Source organism: uncultured Ralstonia sp., from assembly GCA_913056305.1.
GTDB lineage: Bacteria > Pseudomonadota > Gammaproteobacteria > Burkholderiales > Burkholderiaceae > Ralstonia.
In genome coordinates this window covers 14,606-34,707 of the sequence record CAJXMR010000012.1, presented here as the reverse complement: position 1 = coordinate 34,707, position 20,102 = coordinate 14,606, and the positions used below count along the sequence as shown (strand labels likewise).

At 65.0% G+C, this 20,102-nt stretch carries 12 protein-coding genes; all 12 read left to right on the top strand.

Translation table 11 applies throughout. The features are described 5' to 3' along the window. Window positions 1-4: 4 nt before the first annotated feature. The 12 genes from QZ609_RS03910 (at window position 5) to QZ609_RS03855 (ending at window position 20,097) form a co-directional block, all read left to right on the top strand. The gene (locus QZ609_RS03910) at window positions 5-1,708 is read left to right on the top strand and encodes a GspE/PulE family protein (protein ID WP_295491331.1); all 1,704 of its coding nucleotides are present in this window, start codon (window positions 5-7) and stop codon (window positions 1,706-1,708) included. Further along, window positions 1,689-2,669 (top strand): hypothetical protein, encoded by a 981-nt coding sequence (locus QZ609_RS03905; RefSeq protein WP_295491328.1) that lies wholly within the window; start codon window positions 1,689-1,691, stop codon window positions 2,667-2,669. The genes QZ609_RS03910 and QZ609_RS03905 overlap by 20 nt, the downstream gene beginning before the upstream one ends. Then, entirely contained in the window at window positions 2,666-3,193 is a 528-nt protein-coding gene (locus tag QZ609_RS03900) for a hypothetical protein (RefSeq protein WP_295491326.1), read from the top strand. The genes QZ609_RS03905 and QZ609_RS03900 overlap by 4 nt, the downstream gene beginning before the upstream one ends. Continuing rightward, window positions 3,190-3,756: a hypothetical protein gene (locus QZ609_RS03895; protein WP_295491323.1), complete on the top strand. Its 567-nt coding sequence runs from the start codon at window positions 3,190-3,192 to the stop codon at window positions 3,754-3,756. Before QZ609_RS03900 ends, QZ609_RS03895 begins: the two co-directional genes overlap by 4 nt. After that, window positions 3,753-4,346 carry a secretion system X translation initiation factor gene (locus tag QZ609_RS03890; RefSeq protein WP_295491320.1) on the top strand — a complete coding sequence of 198 codons (594 nt, stop codon included), beginning with the start codon at window positions 3,753-3,755 and terminating at the stop codon, window positions 4,344-4,346. Before QZ609_RS03895 ends, QZ609_RS03890 begins: the two co-directional genes overlap by 4 nt. Beyond that, window positions 4,347-6,641 (top strand): type IV pilus secretin PilQ, encoded by a 2,295-nt coding sequence (locus QZ609_RS03885; protein WP_295491318.1) that lies wholly within the window; start codon window positions 4,347-4,349, stop codon window positions 6,639-6,641. Window positions 6,642-6,644: 3 nt separating this feature from the next. Beyond that, window positions 6,645-7,163: a type II secretion system protein gene (locus QZ609_RS03880; protein ID WP_295491315.1), complete on the top strand. Its 519-nt coding sequence runs from the start codon at window positions 6,645-6,647 to the stop codon at window positions 7,161-7,163. 8 nt (window positions 7,164-7,171) lie between these two features. Continuing rightward, complete coding sequence (locus QZ609_RS03875; protein WP_295491313.1) at window positions 7,172-7,576, top strand: type II secretion system protein; 405 nt, start codon at window positions 7,172-7,174, stop codon at window positions 7,574-7,576. A gap of 65 nt (window positions 7,577-7,641) precedes the next feature. Then, window positions 7,642-8,142 (top strand): type II secretion system protein, encoded by a 501-nt coding sequence (locus QZ609_RS03870; RefSeq protein ID WP_295491310.1) that lies wholly within the window; start codon window positions 7,642-7,644, stop codon window positions 8,140-8,142. A gap of 172 nt (window positions 8,143-8,314) precedes the next feature. Then, a complete protein-coding gene (locus QZ609_RS03865) occupies window positions 8,315-9,901 on the top strand; it encodes a multicopper oxidase family protein (protein WP_295491307.1) in 1,587 nt (528 codons plus the stop codon). A 10-nt stretch (window positions 9,902-9,911) separates the two neighbouring features. Further along, on the top strand, window positions 9,912-11,546 hold the full coding sequence (locus tag QZ609_RS03860) for a multicopper oxidase family protein (RefSeq protein WP_295491304.1): 1,635 nt from the start codon (window positions 9,912-9,914) through the stop codon (window positions 11,544-11,546). Between the two features lie 22 nt (window positions 11,547-11,568). Then, window positions 11,569-20,097: an Ig-like domain-containing protein gene (locus QZ609_RS03855; RefSeq protein ID WP_295491301.1), complete on the top strand. Its 8,529-nt coding sequence runs from the start codon at window positions 11,569-11,571 to the stop codon at window positions 20,095-20,097. The last annotated feature ends 5 nt before the right edge of the window (window positions 20,098-20,102 follow it).

Here is a 20,102-nt window from a genome sequence, read left to right as displayed (position 1 = left end):
CGCCATGGACATCAACCACGCGACCGTCGACACGCCCGGAGCGAGGCTGCGCAACGCCCTGATCGAACTGGGCGAGCGGTACGGCTCCGGCCTGCGTGCGCTGGAGGAGCTGCCGGCCTACTTCGAATCCGATGCCGATACGGTGCTCGCGCAGCTTGCCCAGGCGTTCAGGATGACGCCGATTGCGCTGCGCCAGATGTACACGCTGGAGCCGGATTTCAGCGTGATGCCGTTTGTCGAGTCGGCCGCGCGCCTGTGCCTGTGCTTCCACGATGGGGCGGGCTTGCTCTTCGTGGTGGCGGACCCGCTGGACGCCCGCACGCGCGGCAGCGTCGACCAGCGCATGCGTGCCCAGCCGACCGTCGCGTATCAGTGGGCGCTCGCGACCGTGGGCGACATGAATGCGTACATCGTCGCGCGCGAGAAGGACGTGCGGGCCATGGACACGCTCGCGCTGGACGGCGCCGTGCGCGGCGCCAGCGAAACCGCGGCGCTGGCCCTGACGCTGCAGGGGATCAGCCACGACGATAGCCCGGTCGTGCGGCTGCTCAACTCGACCATCTACGACGCCCTGAAGCTGCAGGCGAGCGACATCCACCTGGAATGCCGCGCCAGCGGACTGACCATCAAATACCGGATCGACGGTGTGCTCGGCGTCGTCAGCAGGATGGAGGGGCGGGATCTGGCCGACCAGGTACTGTCGCGGCTCAAGGTGATTTCGGAGCTCGACATTGCCGAGCGGCGCGTGCCGCAGGACGGGCGCTTCAAGGCGCAATACGCCGCGCGCGACATCGACTTTCGCGTGTCGATCATGCCCAACCAGTTTGGCGAGGATGCCGTGCTGCGCATCCTCGACCGCTACCAGCTGTCGCAGGCCGCGGGTGGGCTGACGCTTGAGGCGCTCGGCTTCCAGGCCGAGGACATGGCGTTCATGCGCACCATCGCCACCATGCCCTACGGCATGTTGCTGGTGACGGGGCCGACCGGCAGCGGCAAGACCACCACGCTCTACGCCATCCTCACCGAGATCAACGACGGCCTGGAAAAGATCGTCACGATCGAAGACCCGGTCGAATACCAGTTGGGCGACATCCTGCAGATTCCCGTCAACGAGGGCAAAGGCCTGACCTTCGCGCGCGGGCTGCGTTCGATCCTGCGGCACGACCCCGACAAGATCATGGTTGGTGAGATCCGCGACAGCGAGACCGCGCAGATTGCCGTGCAGGCGGCGCTGACCGGGCACCAGGTCTTCACGACCGTGCACGCCAACAACGTGTTCGATGTGATCGGGCGTTTTACCAACATGGGCGTCGATTCGTACAGCTTCGTCTCCGCGCTCAACGGGGTGGTGGCCCAGCGGCTGCTGCGCCAGTGCTGTCCGGATTGCATGACCGAAGAGCAGGTGGCCCCGGACCGGCTCCTGCGCTCCGGCATCGACCCCGACGTCGCGCAGGGCTACCGGTTCCGGCGCGGCGTGGGCTGTGCGTCGTGCCGCGGCACGGGGTATCGCGGCCGCCGCGCCATTGCAGAGGCCCTGCGGATGAACGATGAGTTGCGGCAACTGCTGTCAGAGCGCGCGCCGATCGGGCACATCAAGCAGGCGGCCATGCGCAGCGGCATGACGACGCTGCGCGCGGCCGCGGTCAAGCTGGTTGCCGCGGGTGAAACCACGCTTGAGGAGATCAACCGTGTCACGATCGTCGACTGAGGCCCTGGCCATCGGACTGGGTGCCAGCGCGCTCGCGCTGGGCCGGCGGCGTAGCGCGCAGGCGCGTTTCGCCGAGCGCCTGCATGCCGCGTTGGGCGCGCGGGGCGTGCCAGGCTTGCCCGGGCCCGCGCAAGCCGCACCGGAGGAAGCCGCCGCCGAGGCGGCGCTGGCGGTGGCGGTTGCGCCGGAAGGCGCCCATGCCCCCGATCTGACGATCGAGCTTGACTCGGCGCTGCGCTATTCGGAGGAGGGCGCGCTCGACGCGCTGCGCCGCGCGCTGGCGACCGACGCACCGCAGGCCACCGGCAACGCGCTGCGTGGCCCGCGCGCCAAGCGGCGCGCGTCCATCGTCCTGGACGACTTCTGGGGCAACCACGCCATCGTGCGCGGTGATTTCCGCACCTTGCGCTCGGCCGACGTGGGCGAGGTTGCGCGCGCCTACTTTGCGGACGTCCTGGGCGTCGATGCCGCCTTGCTGTCGATCGGCTGGCAGCTCCGGGAAGACGGTCGGGCGCTCTTTGCCAGTGCCTTGTCGCGGACGCTGCATGACGGTATCCACGACGCCTGCGCGGCCGCGCAGGCGGAGGTGGCGAGCCTGACCTTGGGTCTGCCGCATGTGCTCAATCGCACGCGCCGTGCAGTGGTGGGCCGCGAGGGCCTGCTGCTGGTGATCGGCGAAACCATGCTGCACGCGGTGTCCATCGAGAACGGGCGCTGGTGTGCCGTCGACGGGCAACGGGTATTTGCCAATCCCAATGCCGGCAGGGTGCCGCTGGCGGAGGTCGCCCGCCACGTGTTCGAGCGCTCCTGCACGCGGCGTGGTGACGATTGCCCGGTTTACCTGTGTGGCGCTGCGGTGGATCAGGGCCAGTTTGACGAGGTCTTCGACCACGTCCACTTGTTGACGGACCACACGAGCGCACAAGCGCCCTCGCTTCGCCTGATGGAGTTCGCACAATGATGCCGCTGACCATCGACTTTGCGAAACGCCGGACGGGGCCGGCCGCTGCCGGGCTCGTGCTGCTGATCGCGGCCGCGCTGCTGATGTCGCTGGCGGGCAGTGCACTCTGGCGCGCCTACCGGCAGAATGACCGCGCGCGTGCCGAGCTGGCCGCGAGTGCGGGCAGCGGGCCCGCCAGGAAGCATGCCGTGCCGCTGGAGCCGTCTGCGCTAGCCAAGCAGGCTGCCAAGGACAGCAGCAAGGTGCTCTCCGAACTGACCGTGCCGTGGCAGGACCTGCTGGCCATCGTGGAGGGCTACCGCGAACACGATGTCGCGCTGATCGGGATCGACCAGACCCCGGCGCAGGGGCAGATCCGCATCACCGCCGAAGCGAAGGATTTTGATGCGCTGATCGGCTACCTGAAATATCTCCAGCAGAGCACGCTGCTGCGCGAGGCGGTGCTGAACACGCATCTGATCGAAACCACGGTGCCCGGTGTGCCGGTGCGCTTCCAGGTGACCGCGGTGTGGAGAAAGCCATGAACGCTACCCAGCTCCGCGACCGCCTGTTGACGGTGCAATTCGCGCTGCGGCGCACGTTTGGCTGGACGGGATTGTCAGGCGCGATCCTGCTGGTGGTGGCGGCGTCCATCATGCTGGCGATACCGGCCATCGAGGCCAGCACGCGGGATCTGCATCGCAAGGCCGTGCTGGCCCGTGCTGCCACCGCCGAGGCCGCCGCGCATGAGGCCCGCGTGGTCTCGGATGCGCAGTTGCTGGACTCGCTGCCCGAACGCTTTCCGCGCTTCGCCCAGAGCAGCGATGACGTGGCGGCGATCCTCGCCCAGGCGCGGGCGGCGAATCTGACCCTCGGGTCTGCCCAATATCAGGTGGGGGGCGACCGCACCAGTGCGTACACGACTTACCAGGTCCTGCTGCCGGTCAAGGACCGGTATGTCGCCATTCGGCGCTTCGTGGCGCTGGTGCTGAACACCCTCCCCAATGCAGCGCTGCAGGAGATCCACGTCGAGCGGCCGGCGGTCAGCGGCGACGTACTGGAGGCGCGCATCCGTTTTGATCTGATCTACAAGGGGAGCCGATCATGAGGCTGCCTCTCTTGACACGCGTGCTGGTTGGAGCGGTGGCGATCGCTATTGCCGCGCTGTCGTACTGGGTCACGGCCAAGCGTCCGGTTGCGCCGCGCGCGGAGGCGGCAGTCACGCGCGTCGAGCGCCACGTACCGCCACAAGCCGCACAAGCGGCGCAAGCGGGCACCTCGGGTGCTTCCAAGGCGCTTCAAGTGACCAAGCAGGCGGATGCGCGCGTCGCATCCGCGCGGGAAGGGCTGGCCGCGTTGCGCGCGCCGCTCTCGCCAGAATCGGCCAATGACCCGTTCACGGTGCTGTCGTGGCTGCCACCGCCGCCACCGCCGCCGCCGGTCGTGGTGCAGGCGCCCGAACCGCCGCCGCCGCCGACCGCGCCGCCGCTGCCGTTCGTCTATCTGGGCACGCTCAATCCGGGCGAGGGCAAGCCACAAGTGTTTGTGAGCAACGGCGACAAGCTGTTGATCGTCTCGCCGGGTGAGGTGATTGACGGCACGTACCGCTTCGATTCGATTGCGACCACGGGCGCGCTCTTCACTTACCTGCCGCTGCACCAACAACAAACGATGTCCGTTCAAGGTGAGGGGAACTAAATGAAGCCGCTATTGCGTTCGAGCGCTGCGCTTGGATCGGGCCGCTGCCATTCGCGCCCGGAGCCACGTGCCGCAGTGCTGAAGACCGGTATCGCGTGGGCCGTCCTCCTCCTGCTGGTGGGCGGCTGCGCGACGCCGAAGAATTTCGACCAGTTGCAAAGCGCCAGCCAGCGCGAGCCGTCCAATGCGCAACTCCGGCTCAAGTACATGGATGAGCGCGACCGGCAGGTCAAATTGCTGCTGGACGAGGCAGACGAACTGCGCCTTGCGCGCCAGTTCGACCACGCCCAGCAGATGCTGCAGCATGCCAAGCAGCTGGACCCGACCAACGAGCGCGCCAGGCGCATTGCCGCGGCGCTGGATCTCGACCGGCGCGACGGCATCATCCTGCTCGAAGCGGAGCGGATGATGGAGCGCGGCGCGTATGACAACGCCGCCGAGCGCGTCGAGCAGGTGTTGGCACTCAATCCGAAGGATGCGGGTGCGTTACGCCTGTATCGCGATATCAATGAGAAACGACGCCTGCAGCGGCAGGCCGCCAGCGAGAAGAATGAGGCGGCATCGATCATGCGCAAGCCGGTCTCGCTGCAGTTTCGCGATGCCAATGTGCGCATGGTGTTCGAAGGCCTGTCGCGCACCACGGGCCTGAACGTCATCTTCGACCGCGACGTGCGGACCGACCTGAAGACCACGATCTTTGTCTCGAACGCCACGCTCGATGACACGGTCGACATGATCCTGATGCAGAACCAGCTCGCCAAGAAGGTGCTGAACGCGAACACGGTGTTCATCTACCCGGCCACGCCTGCCAAGCAGCAGGAATACCAGGATCTGAAGGTACGCACGTTCCAGCTCTCGAACACCAACGCCAAGCACATTGAATCGCTGCTGAAGAGCCTGCTGAAGATCAAGGAGATCGTGACCGACGAGCACGCCAACACGGTGTCGATCCGGGCCACGCCGGAGTCGGTCCGCGTGGCCGAGCGCATGATTGCCGCACAGGACTTGCCAGAGCCGGAGGTGATGCTGGAAGTGGAAGTGCTGGAGGTCTCGCGCGACCGGCTGACCGATCTTGGCATCGACTGGCCGAACAGCTTCACGCTGGGCACGCCATCCAGTGTCTCGACCTGGGGCGGTCTGCACCATCTGACCGTCAACCAGCTGACCGCCAGCGGCCTGTCGGCCACGGCCAATTTCAAGCTGACCGACACCGATGCGAACCTGCTCGCCAGCCCGCGCATCCGCACGCGCAACAAGGAGAAGGCCAAGATCCTGATCGGCGACAAGGTGCCGGTCATCTCCAGCTCCAGCGTGCCCAGCACCAGTGGGCCGGTCTATTCGCAATCGATCCAGTATCTGGACGTGGGCATCAAGCTCGAGGTCGAGCCCCAGGTGTATCGGGACGACGACGTGGGCATCAAGATGAGCCTGGAGGTGAGCAACATCACGCAGGTCATCTCCAGCAGCAATTCCCAGACCGGCCTGAGTTCGCTGGCCTATCAGATCGGCACCCGCAACGCGTCGACCAGCCTGCGCCTGAAGGACGGCGAGACCCAGATTCTCGGTGGCCTGATCCAGGATGAAGACCGTGACGCCGCCAACAAGGTCCCGGGCCTCGGGCAACTGCCGGTGCTTGGCCGCTTGTTCTCGAACCACAATGGCGAGCACAAGAAGACCGAGATCGTCCTGCAGATCACGCCGCATATCGTGCGCCCGCAGCTCGCGGCCGATGCCGATACGCGCGAGATCTGGTCCGGCACCGATAGCAACGTGCGCACCGAGCAACTGCGGCTTGATCCGCCGAGCGTAGGGGCGGCAGCAGCCACGCCGGTGCCGGCCCTTGCGGCCCCCGCAGGGGTCGCTCCGGGTGCGGTGGGCGGCGGCTCGACCGCCAAGGACCAGAAGGCGGCGGCCCCGGCCGCTGCGGCTGCGGCGGCAAGCAGCGCCGCACCCAAGAGTTCGTTCGGGCAGCCGGCGGCCGCACCACGCACGACGCCGCCGCCGGCCATGTTTGGCGGGCGCTTCATGACCACGGTGCCACCACCGGAAGGGGTTGTGCCACCCGCACCGGCAGCGCCAGCTGCGCCGGCTGCGGCACCTGAAGCGGCAGCGCCGGAAGCTGCGGCAGCCCCTGCGGAAGCCGCGCCAGCGCCCGCACCGGCGGCACCGGCACCGGCACCCGCTGCAGCGCCGGCCGCCGCGCCCGCAACGGAGCGGCCGCCCATCCTGACGATGCCGGCTGGTGATATGCCGAGCGACAACCCGTTGCACCCGGTCCCGTCAGGGTCGTACTAGGCCATGAACCGTCTGCAGCGGCTCCACCTTGACCGCGGTTGCGCGAACCGGCGCAGCCGCGGCTTCACGCTGATCGAACTTGTGATCACGCTTGCGCTGGTGGGCATTGTTGCAATGGCAATCGTGCCGCTCGCCGAGCTGTCGGTGCAGCGCCAGAAAGAGCAGGAGCTGCGCGTGGCGCTGCGTGAGGTCCGCACCGCGCTCGATGCCTACAAGGAAGCGAGCGACATGGGTTCGATCGAGCACGAGGCGGGCGCGTCGGGCTATCCGCCGTCGCTCGCGGTACTGGTGGACGGCGTCAAGGACGCTAAGGACGCAAAAGGCCGCCTATTGATGTATCTGCGAAGGGTGCCGCGCGATCCGTTCTTTACAGGCGACGCGTCGACGCTGGCCGCGGATACCTGGAATGTGCGTGCATACGGTGTGCCGTTGGACGGCGGCTCGGGCGGCGACGATGTGTTCGATGTGACATCGAAATCGGACGGCGTGGGTCTGAACGGCATTCCGTACAAGGACTGGTGAGGAGTGCCATGACAACGCGAGCACTGAATGCGCGGCGCGACGGGTTCACGCTGATCGAGCTGGTGGTCGTCATGGCCATCATCGGGCTGTTGCTGACGCTTGCCCTGCCGCGGTATTTCCACAGCATCGAGCGCGGCAAGGCCCAGGTTCAGCAGCAGAACCTGGCGGTGATCCGTGACGCTATCGACAAATACTACGGCGATAACGGCCAGTATCCGGACAAGCTCGACGACCTGGTGGTCAAGCGCTACCTGCGCAGCATTCCGGTCGACCCTGTCAATGGCAGCACCGCCTGGACCATCGTCGCACCACCGACCGACACGGCAAAGACCGGCGGCATCTACGACGTTGCGCCGGCGGAGCGCGAGGCAAGCGCGCCGGCTGCCGCGTCCGAACCGGTGGCTTCAAAATGAACGCCGCGCAGTGGGCAAGCCGTGCGAGGCTGTCCAGGCAGAGGGGGCGAGGGCGTGGCCTGGTCATGCTCACCCTGCTGATCGCATTGATGCTCGCCTCGATTGCACTGCTTGCCGGGCTGGACTTCTGGGCATTGCAGCGGCAGCGACAGCAGGAAGAAGAGCTGCTGTTCGTCGGCAATCAATACAGGCGCGCCATCGAGCGCTACTACCTTTCAGGCCACAGCCTGCCGGCATCCGTCGACGATCTGATCAACGACAAGCGCTTCCCGGTGGCGCTGCATCACCTGCGCCGTGCGTACCCCGACCCGATGACCGGTCGCAACGATTGGGAGTTCTTGCGCGACGGCACCGGTATCTACGGAATCCGCAGCAGTTCCGACCGCGTACCGATCAAGCAGGCGAATTTTCCGGACCGATACGCGTATTTCGCCAACGCGCAAACCTACGCCGAGTGGCAGTTCATCTATCCGGTGCCCGGCCTGTTCAGGCGCGGCGCCGGCGTGCCAAGCCTGCCGGGCGTGCCGCCGAAGCCGAATACCAAACCGGGCCGGCGGGCGCGCTGACGATGGTTTGCCCTACCTCAACAGTAGGAGGTTGACCCATGTCGGAAGCCGTCGCGGCTTTCCACAATAGATGTCACGGGGGAACGGGAATCGTCGGCTGCACGGTCGCCGCAAGGGTGGGACAGGACGCCTGACGCGTACCGCGCGCAATGACCAGTCGCTAGGAGGTCATATGTTCGCAATTCGCGTGGCACGCAGCGGTTTCGCAGCGTTGCTGTTGCTGTTGGCTGTCGCGCTTCCGGCGCGTGCGCAGTCGTTCCGGGTCCAGTGCCCGCCCACCACGATCACGCACGGCGATCCGGCCAGCAACGTACACGGCCAGATCAAGTGCCAGCAGATCTCGGGCGGCGACGGTTATTCGACCATGGCCGACGGTGTCCAGACCTACATGTTCTCGTTCGGTCCGCTCTCAGGCCTGTACGACATCAGCATGGGCCTGCCAGGCACCCAACCGGCGTCAGTCTTCAACACGCTCGGTGATCCGTACAACTTCCGGACCAACATGTTCAACGGCGCCGTTGGCTTGGCGCCAGACCCGAATACCGTCCCGGCCGGCCAGATCACGGGCCACGTCGATCCGCGCCCGATCATGGACGTCGGGGTGATGAACGGCAACATTCCGGCGCCGATGATGGCGATCGACGAAGACGACGAGTTCTTCCTCACGCTGACCAACGTCGGCATGATCATGCGCCCGGACCTGTTCGAAAAGCACACGGTGCACTTCCACGGCTATCCGAACGCGTCGTCGTTCTATGACGGCGTGCCGGATGCGTCGATCGCCATCAACATCGGCGGCAGCTTTACCTACTACTACCTCGCGCCCGATGCGGGCACCTATTTCTGGCACTGCCATATCACCCCGCCCGAACACCTGCAGATGGGCATGGTCGGCCAGATCTACGTGCGTCCGCGCCAGGACCGGGTGGCAGCTGGAGCGTCCTTGTATGGCAACACTGCCAACCCGGCGATTGGCGACCCGAACTCCTTGCTCGCGCAACAGATCGACTCGCGCACGGCCTGCTACGCCCATACCTCGGCAACCACGACGACACCGGATCTGACGAAGCCGGACATCCTGTGCTCCGCGCCGCTTCCGCCCGCGCCCACCGTTCCTCCATTGCACGCCAACAACAAGAGCGGCACCCCCACGCTCTATGCGTACAACGACGGCGATGGCTCCACCGCGTACGACGTCGAGTACCCCGTCCAGATGCACGGCTTCGACCCGAACTTCCACTTCATCGGCATGACGTTCAACCCCGAGCCGTTCACCGACATGAAGGACAAGTATTTCATGCTCAACGGCCGCAGCTACCCGGACACGATCACGGCCGGACCATTGACCACCGCCTCGTCCGACGGAGCCCTGCACTTTTCGCAACCGCTGCCGACGATCATCAACGTCCCGCTGGGCGGCAAGGCCCTGCTGCGCATCTCGAATCTCGACGTGACCGAATACCAGACGCTCGCGTCGCTCGGCATCCCGATGCACGTGATCGGTATCAACGCGCGGCTGCTGCGCGACCTGGCCGGCAACGACATGACGTACTTCACGAACTCGATCACGCTGGGTGGCGGCGAGTCGCTTGACGTCATCCTGGACGCGAGCGATACCGCGAGCTATCCGCTGGGCACCTACTACCTGTACACGCCGAACCTCGACCATCTGTCGAACGATGCAGAGAACTTCGGCGGCTTGATGACCGAGGTCCACGTCTGCAACGCGGTGGACCCGGTGACGAAGTTGTGCTCCTAGGAGACCTGCCGTGAACCACATTACCTTCCATACGTGGAACGCGTGGCCTGGGCGCCTCGCCGCGGCCATCGTCGTCACGCTGCTCTCGGCGTTCTCGATTGCCGCGCATGCAGCGGTGCCGGGGATTACCGGTCCGACGTTCGATCTGACCGCCGCGGAGACGCGCCTCAACCAGCCCGACGGTGCAAGCGTCTACTCGTGGGCCTACGGATGCAACCCGCGCACCAAGCCGGCCTTCTTGCCGAGCGTCAATCCGCTGGACGGGCAGATCTGTCAGAACGCGCAGGTTCCGGGCCCCACCTTGATCGTCAATCAGAACGACGTCGTGACGATCACGCTCACCAACAACCTGCCGCCGGCCGCCGGCAACACCTCGATGCTGTTCCCTGGCTTCCAGGTGTGCTCCGGGACGCTGGACCCCAACACCGGCATCTGCTCCGGCACGCCAACCGGCGTGCAGGGCCTGCTGGCGCGCGAGGCCCAGACTGGAAAGACCGTGACATACACCTTCGTCGCATCCACGCCCGGCACGCATGCGTACTACAGCGGCACGCAAGGCGATCTGCAGATCGAAATGGGGTTGTACGGCGCGCTGATCGTCCTGCCGACCTCAGTGGCCGCGCCGCATACCGTGGTCGTGCCTCAAGGTTGCCGCGCAGTGGCCAGCACCTTGCCGGATGGTCAGCCTGACTACCGCAATGCCGCCGCCGCATATGACCACAGCATGGCGTGCTACGACCGGGAATACATCTTCCAGTTCTCGGAGGTGGACCCGGCCATCCACGCGCAGGCCGAGCAGCAGGCCGGCCTGCCGTGCACGCAGCCGACCGGCTGCATGCTCGTCCAGACCGAGCCCTACCACCCCGCGTACTTCATGATCAACGGCCGATCGATGCCGGACGACATGGACTCCAACTACGCGCCGCAGTATCCGAACCAGCCGTATAACGGCAACCCGCACATGCATCCGGGCGAGATGGTGCTGTTGCGCATCATCGGCACTGGGCGGTGGCAGCACCCGTTCCACGAACACGGCAACCACGTGCGCATTCTGGCGCGCGACGGCAACCTGCTGCTCGCCGCGAATGACGCGACCAAGCTTGCAGGCCCGCTGTTGTTCACGACGACAACCACCCCGGGCGTGGCAATGGACGGCATCTTCTATTGGACCGGCAAGGGGTTGAACTGGGACGTGTATGCGCACAAGCCCGGGGACGGCACCATCTGCGTCCCCGATGCCAACGGCTATTACACCAAGGATTCCAACCCGCCCGCACCCCTTACGGCACCCAACTACTACGAATGGTGCGAGGACCATCAGAAGCCGCTCGAAGCGAACCCGACTGGCGACGTCGCCAGCGGTGGCCCGGTCACGCTGCCTGATCCGAACATCCTCACCAACGGTGCCTGGTACGGCGGCAGCCCGTATCTGGGGCCCGACGCCACCATCCGAGCCGTGGGTGCGACGGGCACGACTCCACCCAGCAGTCTTGTAGTGAACCCCCCCAGCACCGAAGCAGGGTTTGCCTACATGTGGCATTCGCACAATGAGCGCGAGATTACGACAAACAACATCTTCCCCGGCGGGATGATGATGATGATGCTTGTCGATCCGCAAGCTTTCAAGATTAACGAAAGCAACTAGCAGGACACCCGGGAGTAAGGCGATGAGATCCGATCCGTTCAATGCGACGCTCTTCGGCCTGGTCAGGAAGGCCGGACTTGTGGCATCGATTCTCGTGGCAGCGAGCGGCATGTCGTTCGCGCAATCCGTGAACCTGACGGCGGCCAGCGCAAACGCCACGCTGCCGGATGGCCAGATCGTGCCAATGTGGGGCTATTCGTGCGGCGCGATCACCGCGCCGGCCACCTGCGCGGCAGCGAATCCGAATGCCGGCGCGGGGTGGTCACCGGTGGTCATCACGGTGCCTCCCGGCCCCCTGACGATCAACCTGACCAACAACCTGCCCGGTGCCGTGCCGACCTCGCTCACGATGGTCGGGCAGCCTGGCGGCGGCCTGGGCACCACTGCGACGACCGCGGCGAGCCCAACTCATCCAGACCTGAGTGCGACGACCTGGTCGACCGTCACGCCTGCAAGCGGCGTTGCGGGGCAGGGCAACCCGCCACCCGTGATCTTCCACCCGCCGTCGCAATCGGCGCGTGTGCAGTCGTTCTCGACCGAAGTCGCGCATGGCGCGACCACGGCGCTGACATGGGCAAAACTGAATCCCGGAACGTACCTGATCGAATCCGGCACGCATCCGTCGATTCAAGGGCCGATGGGCCTGTACGGGGTGCTCGTCGTCACGACGGCTCCCGCCGCGGGCGGCCGCGGCGTGGCCTATTCGAGCGCCAATTCGATCGTCAACTACGACGCCGACGTACCGATGGTGCTGGGCGAAATCGATCCGGTGCTCAACCGCGAGATCGCGCTCGACGTGGTGACGACCGGCTTCGTGGAGACCAAGCCGTGGTCGGGCCAGCCGCACCAATGCGGTGATCCAACACCCGGCAACGCCAACTACCGCACCTGCTATCCGCCGATGGTCAACTACGACCCGCGGTACTACCTGATCAACGGCGTCGCGTTCGACCGCAACAATCCGTCCCGCTCGCAGGTTTTTGTGAACAGCATCGCCGCGTCGACGAGCCAGGTTCTTGTGCGCTTCGTCAACGCCGGCCTGCGCATGCACGTGCCGTCCATGGTCGGCACGCAGGTTGTCACGGTGCCGGGTGCAAAGCCGGCTTCTGGCTTCGCGCTGATTGCCGAGGACGCCCACGTCCAGCCCGGTCTATGGAAGGTGCAGAACGAAGTGTTCCTGCCTGCCGGCAAGGTGTTTGACGTGTTGATCAATGCGCCTGCGGCAGGTGCGGCCGCCATCCCTGTGTACGACCGGCAATTGAGCCTGTCGACCGACAACCAGCGCGACGGCGGCATGCTGACTTACATCAGCGTGAACAACGGCGTTCTGCCGACGCAGCAGGGAGCCGCAAGCGGTGTGACGGTCCCCAACACGTCGACCTACTATTTCGCGCCTAACACGACGCTGTCGGTCTCGGACCCGGCCAAGGGCGTGTTGGCCAATACCACCGGTGTGTATGGCGTCCAGCTGGTGACAGCGACGACGGCCGGCTCCCTCACCCTCAATGCCGACGGCACGTTCACCTATGTGCCGGCCCTCAATACGGCGCACGATACTTTCACGTTCCAAGCCAACGGCCCTACCGGCCCGAAGTCAACCGTGACGCTGACGGCCCTGACCGCCTGCGGGCAAGGCGTCGCCGGTCCTACGTGCCTGGGCGGCGCGCCGACGGCTGGCAACGCGGCCTTCAATAGCAAGGTCGCATCTCAATACCGCTCGTCGTCTCCGGGCGTCCTGGCCTCCGCGACGGATCCGACCGGTCTGTCGATGACGGCCGCCATTGTTGCCGGCTCCGCGACGAATGGCATCGTCACGCTGAATCCGGATGGCTCGTTCGTGGCGACGCCGGCCTCGCCACCCACCACCGCCGGTTCGTCGGTGGTGATGACCTTCAGCTACAACGTCACTAATTCGGAGAATCGAACGAGCACAACGCCCGGAACGGCGACCGTGACCTTCAAGGCCGGCAGCGGACTTAACGTCGTTGTGAAGGATGCCAAGACTGGCACGCCCATCACCGACTACCGGTGGATCATCGAGGAAGACCGCACCGTTTATGTCGACCCGGCATGCCAGGTGAATTCGACCAAAGCGAACGTCAGGCCGGCGACCTGCCCGCCGCTGCCGGTGCAGACCCTGGGTACGAACTTCCACACGAGCTACATGCCAGTGGTCGCTGCAGGCTGCTGGGGTCCTAATCCGCTGGTGCCAATCTACGCGTGCGAGAGCGGCCAGACGGTGTTCAATCCGGCCACCGGTACGCATGTGGCCACGGTGTGCGACATCGGCAACGGTACCTGCCGCACGGATGGCACGGCGCAGCAGCAGACGCCAGTCAGTCCGAGCCAGGTCGTGCTGGACCCGAAGAAGCGCTATTTCATCTCGATCCTGCCTGGCGATGCGGGCAATGGGTTTACAAACGGCGCCGGTGCTCCGGTGGTGGATCCAGCCAGCCCGGGTGGCGTGCGGCAATTCGACATTGCGAAGGATTGCCCATCCGGCCCGGGCGGTGCGGATTTCATGCCACCTGCCGGCAAGTGCGGACACGGTCTGGGCGGTGCCCCGATCGCGGCCGGGCAGTCGACCGTCAACATTCTGCTGCAGCAAACGCCGCTGAAGACAGCGAAGGTCTCGATCTTCGTGTTCGAGGACGACTCCCCGCTCAACGGCGAGGTTGACGTGCATGGCGGCAGCGACGCGGGGGGGACCGCCCGCGAGCCCGGTCTCGGCGGTTTCGAGATCAAGATGTGGGATGACGCAGGCGGCACGGGTGACCCGACCGGCCAGATGACTTACGACATGTTCAACATGCCGTTGAGCAACGCGCTGCAGGGCACGATCGACCCGGCCACGGGGTTCAATGCGTGCTCGATTTCGGCAAAGCCAGACGGCATCGTGGGCATGATCCCGACCTGCCCGAAGTTTGAGGTCAAGGCGGATGGCACGGTGACCGCGGTCGTCTCGCCGCTGGTTGGCCAGGCGGTCATCGCAAACCTGATGCCGGGCCGTTACGGCATCATCGCGACGCCCGCTGCCGACCGTATCGGGCGCGGCGAGCAGTGGCTGCAGACCAACACGCTGGACGGTCAGAAGGCGCATGACTCCTTCATCAAGGTGGGCGGTCCGGCCTACTTCCAGGAGTTCGGCCCGGCCGGGTTCCACGTGTCGATCGGCTTTGCCAATCCGAAGATCATCAACGACCGCCTGCCGGTGTTTTGCCAAGGCATCAACTGCAACAACACCGTAACGGGCCGTGTCACGAACCTGCATTACAGCCGCCCGCCCAACGAGAACCTGTATGGCAGCGGCGATCGCAAGCCACTGAGCTTCACGCAGTGCTTTGTGAGCTTTGGCGATACCGACGGCGATGACATCGCCTTCACCAAGTGCAACGCGGATGGCACGTTCAGCATGAGCGGTCTGCCGGACGGCAACTTCAGGCTGACGGTGTTTGACCAGTGGAATGACCAGATCGTCGATGGCCTGGCGCGGGCGGTCACGCTCACGGCCGGTGCAACGGCCACGACGAAGAACGTTGGCGACATTGCCGTGCTGCAGTGGCAAACGAACCTGTACACGCGCACGTTCCTCGACCTGGTTGGAGACGGCGTGTCGCGCGACACCGACCCCGGCCTGGCCATGGTGCCGACCAACATCCGGTTCCGTGACGGCAGCATCTCGAACCTGGGCGCCACCGATCTCAACGGCTACATGCCGTTCAACGAGGTGTTCCCGCTGTTCAACTGGTATGTGGTGGAGGCGGATACGACGCGGTACAAGCAAACGGGTGTGCACGTCGTCTACGACGCAGGCGGCCAGCCGGACGATCCGGTGAACAAACTCGGTGGGCAGTCGAAGATCGCAGCCTATCTGGCGAACACCCAGGAGTCGCAGACGGCGCATTTGCCAGCCAATCAGCGAGTGCCTGGCGCGGTCTATTGCAACGATGCGGACTGCATTGATCGCACCGGCAGCAACCCGTCCACTGGCCGGATCGACCCGCCGTGGGCGACCACGATGGGCTGGCAAGGCTTCTCGGGCCAGGCCGGGTTTATCGAGTTCGGCAAGAAGGCGTTCGCGCCCACCGAAAACGGCGGCATCCAAGGTGAAGTGGTGTATGCATCCACGCGTGCGTTCGACGACCCGACGTTGACAGTGCATACGAAGTGGATCCCGAACATCCCGAGAGTGACCGTCAATCTGTACCAGGAGACGGCCGCCCCGGATGGCTCCACGACGCTGAAACTCGTGGACCACACGCTGTCGACCAGTTGGGACGACTGGGCGCAAGGCTTCCGCTCCGACGGCGTTCCATTCATGAATTGCCCGGGGCAGGAGGATCAAACCAAGGACCCGTACTTCTTCACGCTGAAGGACACGCCGAACTGGCTGGATCCGCAACAGCGCGCGTTGCCAAGCCACTCGCAATTCAAGTGCTATGACGGCATGCATGTCTTCAACCAATTGCAGCCTGCGCCGTACGACGGGATGTACAAGTTCCCGAGCGTCATTGCCAGAGATGCAACCACCGGCAAGCCGCTCCCAGGCAACCAGGGCACGAACTGCGATCCCAACGTCTGCAAGGCCTTCGATCCGGCTGACCCCACGACGGTGATGCTGCCCCCCGGCAAGTACGTGGTGGAAGTGGTCGTGCCGCCCGGCTATGAGCTGATGAAGGAGGAAGACAAGAACATCCTGATCGGCGACAACTTCATCGCCCCGGTCACGCAGCAGTTTGCCGGCTTGAGCAACATCTACATCATGCCCGACCAGGCTGCCGTGAACGCCTATTACAACCCCAACAACCCGCAGAACCCAACGTCGAATTTCGGCTCCATCACGTTCCCGCGCAGCGAGGGCGACACCGGCATGACCGAGACCTACTGGCCGTGCGTGGGCGCCAAGCGCATCGTGCCGGACTACATGAGCATCTTCCCGCAGTCCAAGCAAGTGGCGCCGTTTGCCGGCGCGTCGCGCAACCTTTGCGACCGCAAGTTGGTCAGGCTCGACAACCAGATGTCCGTCCGGGCGAAGTTCTACCTGTTCAGCTCGACGCACGTCGCCTCGCACTTCACGGGCTTCATGCTGGATGACTTCTCGTCGGAGTTCGATCCGTATTCGCCGCAGTTTGGCGAGAAGTTTGCTGTCCCGAACGTGCCGATCTCGATCAAGGACTTTGCCGGCAACGAAATCTCACGTCTGTATTCGGACCAATGGGGCATCTATAACGGCCTGACCTACTCGACCTGGGAAGTTGACCCGCCCAACCCGACCGGTTATGCACCGAACATGATGGTGGCCTGCATGAACGATCCGGACATGCCTGACCCGGCGCACCCGGGCCAGACCATCCGCGACCCGCTCTATAATCCGGCCTACAGCCAGTTCTGCTACGAGATTCCGTTCATGCCAGGGCAGACGCAGTACATGGACACGCCCGTCGTGCCGGTGCAAGCCTTTGCGGACGGATACAACCAGCCGGATTGCGCGTATCCAGATGCCACGCCTGCGGTCTCGACGGTGGTCAGCGATGATGCCCAGGGGCCGTGGGTCAGTGCTCCGCTGCACACGCTGACGATCAATGCACTCGGTGATCAGCAAGCGCCCAACAATGGCTACACCGGCCCGTCTGCGACAACAGAGCCGTTCAACCAGAAGTTCGTCACGCGACACTACGGCTTTGGAGGCCAAGGGCCTCACAGCAAGGTGACGATCGGTGGCCAACCCGCGGTGGTCACGGCCTGGGGCGACACGCAGATCAAGGTGATGGTGCCACCGTTGACGGCGGATCAATCGAGTTGCCCGATCCAGCAGTACAACCAGGCCGCTGGCCAGACCCCGTCGTTCTGCGGCGAACTGGTCATCACTGCGGACAACGGCAAGAAGTCGGTTGACGCCGTGACCGTCACCATTGGCGGCAAGCCGCCGACCTACGTGAATGGCGAGAACCCGACCAACGATGCGATCCAGAAGGCCATCGATCAGGCAACGCCGGGCGACCTGATCCTCGTCGGGCCGGGCAGCTACAAGGAGATGCTCTTGATGTGGAAGCCCGTGCAACTGCAGGGCGTGGGCGCAGCGTCGGTTGTCGTCAATGCCAATACGCATCCGTCCGGCAAGATGGATCCGTGGCGCGCAAAGGTGGACTGCCTGTTTGGCGTGGCGCTGAACGGCTGGATGATCGGCGCAAACAATCCGTACGACCCAAGCGGCACGAGCGGGTACAGCTGCCCAGCGACGGCAACACCGGCGCAGCCGGCAATGCAGGGCCAGGTCGACCCGATCCCGTTGGAACCCATCGTCGGCTGGGACTCGACGCTCAACGGCAATCTTGGCGAACTGCTGATGGAGCCGACGCTGATGGGGGCCTATGAAGGGGCGGCCATTACCGTGCTTGCCAAGGGCGTGCGGGAAGTGGCGGGCGGGACGCTGGCAGATGATGCGCAGTGTGCCGGGAACGGCATCTGCCACACGCTCACAAACAGCGCGGCTGACTGCAACAACTTCCCGAGCAACTTCATGTGCAACCCGTCGCGCATCGATGGCATCACGTTCACCAACAGCTCGCAGGGCGGCGGTGGCATCTTCGTGCACGGCTGGAACCACAACCTGGAGATCGCCAATAACCGTGTAATGAGCAATGCGGGCACACTCACCGGCGGCATCACCGTCGGGCAGGTGGAGACGATTGATGGCACCATCGGCGGCGCAGATGGCGTGACAGAGCTGCCGTTCTTGTACAACCACGATGTGAACGTGCACAACAACGCGGTCACCAGCAATGCGTCGTACGGGGACGAGATCAACTCGACCACGCCGGCCTCGGCGGGTGGGGTGACCTTCTGCACCGGAGCGGACTACTACAAGTTCAACGACAACTGGGTGTGCGGCAACATCAGCGGGGGCGACGGCGGCGGTATCGCGCACTTTGGCTTCAGCTACAACGGCCAGATCGCGCGCAACTGGGTGCTGTTCAACCAGAGCAACAACCCGACGTTGCCAACCTATGGCGGCGGCATCGTGGCCATGGGCGTACCGCCGGACGGCACGTTCTGCGAGAACTCCCTGGTCGACGTGGATTGCGCTCCGGAGTTGTCCGATGGCGCTGGCCCGGGCCTGGTGATCGACAGCAACCTGTTGATGGGCAATACCGCAGAAAGCGGCAAGGGCGGCGGGCTCAGGCTGCAACTGATCAACGGGACCGATGTGCAGCGCAGCCCCACCGACCCGACCAAGTGGCACGACGTGACGGTCATCAACAACATCATCGGCAACAACGTGGCCGGCTGGGCGGGTGGTGGCGTGTCGTTGCAGGATGCCGTGAATGTGAGCTTCATCAACAACACGGTCATCTCGAACGATGCGACTGCCTCGTCAGGCGTGCTGTTCAACACCGATGGGGCCGCCATGGCCAACGTCGGCCCGCCGAACTGCACGACCGTGGGTGCGGACACCACGTGCCAGCCGATCACGACATCGACCGAGCAGCCGGCAGGGCTTGAAGTGGCGCCACATACGGCGAAGTTCGTGAGTGCATTCGTCGGCTCGGACGGCTCGTGCCCGGACGGGATGGACAATTGCACGCAGATCTCCGACCCGTTGATGACCAACAACCTCTTCTGGCAGAACCGTACGTTCCATATCCAAGTGGGAGGACTCGACGCGGGCATCCAGGGCCTGCAGAACATCGTCACGCTGCTGCCGACGCTGAACCAGGCCAACCAGGTGACGGGCTACTGCGATCCGAATGCGCACTACTGGGACATCGGTGTCATGGGTGATATGGGAGCAACGACTCACGATTCAGGCTACACGCTGAACCCGATGTACTCGGTCCTGACCGACACTGCCGACTACGACGGCTCCAACCAGGGTGGCGATCCGGCGGTGACCAGCCAGTATTGCAACGGTTCGCGCCGGCCGCCGGAAGTGGGTGGCAACGGCATCCAGGTGCCGCCGGGCATTTCGGACGCCGTCATCCCGAACCCGTTGTTCAGCCTGACGCCTTCGGCCACGCCGGACGAGGGCAACAACTGGATCAACCTGCAGTACGGTCCGTTGTCGCTGGTCAATGCGGCGAATCCAACCACGCCTGGGGCAGGCCAGCCGGCGATGGGCAATTACACGATCCAGCCTGGATCGTCGGCAATCGCCAACGGGACCGCGGATGGTGCACCGTCGTACGACTTCTTCGGTAACGCTCGGGGACCGTTCCGCTACGACATCGGGGCGGTGCAGTGGAGCCCGTCCAACCACCTGCTGGGCTTGTTTGCCTTGCGGCCGCAAAGTCGGTTCCTGGGTGGGCAGGGTAGGCGAGGGCAGCGTGGAGCTGGAGCGCCTGGCGCACCCGGTGGTGGTGGTGGCGTGGTGGGTGGACCGCAAGGTCGCCCGCCGGTGGGTGGGCCCCCCGGCAACGCGGCTGGTGCACCAGCTGGCGGGTTCCCGAACGGGGCGCCCGGTGCGCCAGGAGGCGAATTGCCGGGTGGGTTCCAAGGCCGGTTCCCACGCGGGTTCCAGGGGGCGGGTTTCGGCTTCCCGTTCGGAGGGTAGCAGCC

Coding starts and splice junctions, on each gene's coding strand:
- QZ609_RS03910 (WP_295491331.1), top strand. CDS start 5: ATGGACATCAACCACGCGACCGTCGACACGCCCGGAGCGAGGCTGCGC.
- QZ609_RS03900 (WP_295491326.1), top strand. CDS start 2,666: ATGATGCCGCTGACCATCGACTTTGCGAAACGCCGGACGGGGCCGGCC.
- QZ609_RS03895 (WP_295491323.1), top strand. CDS start 3,190: ATGAACGCTACCCAGCTCCGCGACCGCCTGTTGACGGTGCAATTCGCG.
- QZ609_RS03890 (WP_295491320.1), top strand. CDS start 3,753: ATGAGGCTGCCTCTCTTGACACGCGTGCTGGTTGGAGCGGTGGCGATC.
- QZ609_RS03885 (WP_295491318.1), top strand. CDS start 4,347: ATGAAGCCGCTATTGCGTTCGAGCGCTGCGCTTGGATCGGGCCGCTGC.
- QZ609_RS03880 (WP_295491315.1), top strand. CDS start 6,645: ATGAACCGTCTGCAGCGGCTCCACCTTGACCGCGGTTGCGCGAACCGG.
- QZ609_RS03875 (WP_295491313.1), top strand. CDS start 7,172: ATGACAACGCGAGCACTGAATGCGCGGCGCGACGGGTTCACGCTGATC.
- QZ609_RS03870 (WP_295491310.1), top strand. CDS start 7,642: ATGCTCACCCTGCTGATCGCATTGATGCTCGCCTCGATTGCACTGCTT.
- QZ609_RS03865 (WP_295491307.1), top strand. CDS start 8,315: ATGTTCGCAATTCGCGTGGCACGCAGCGGTTTCGCAGCGTTGCTGTTG.
- QZ609_RS03855 (WP_295491301.1), top strand. CDS start 11,569: ATGAGATCCGATCCGTTCAATGCGACGCTCTTCGGCCTGGTCAGGAAG.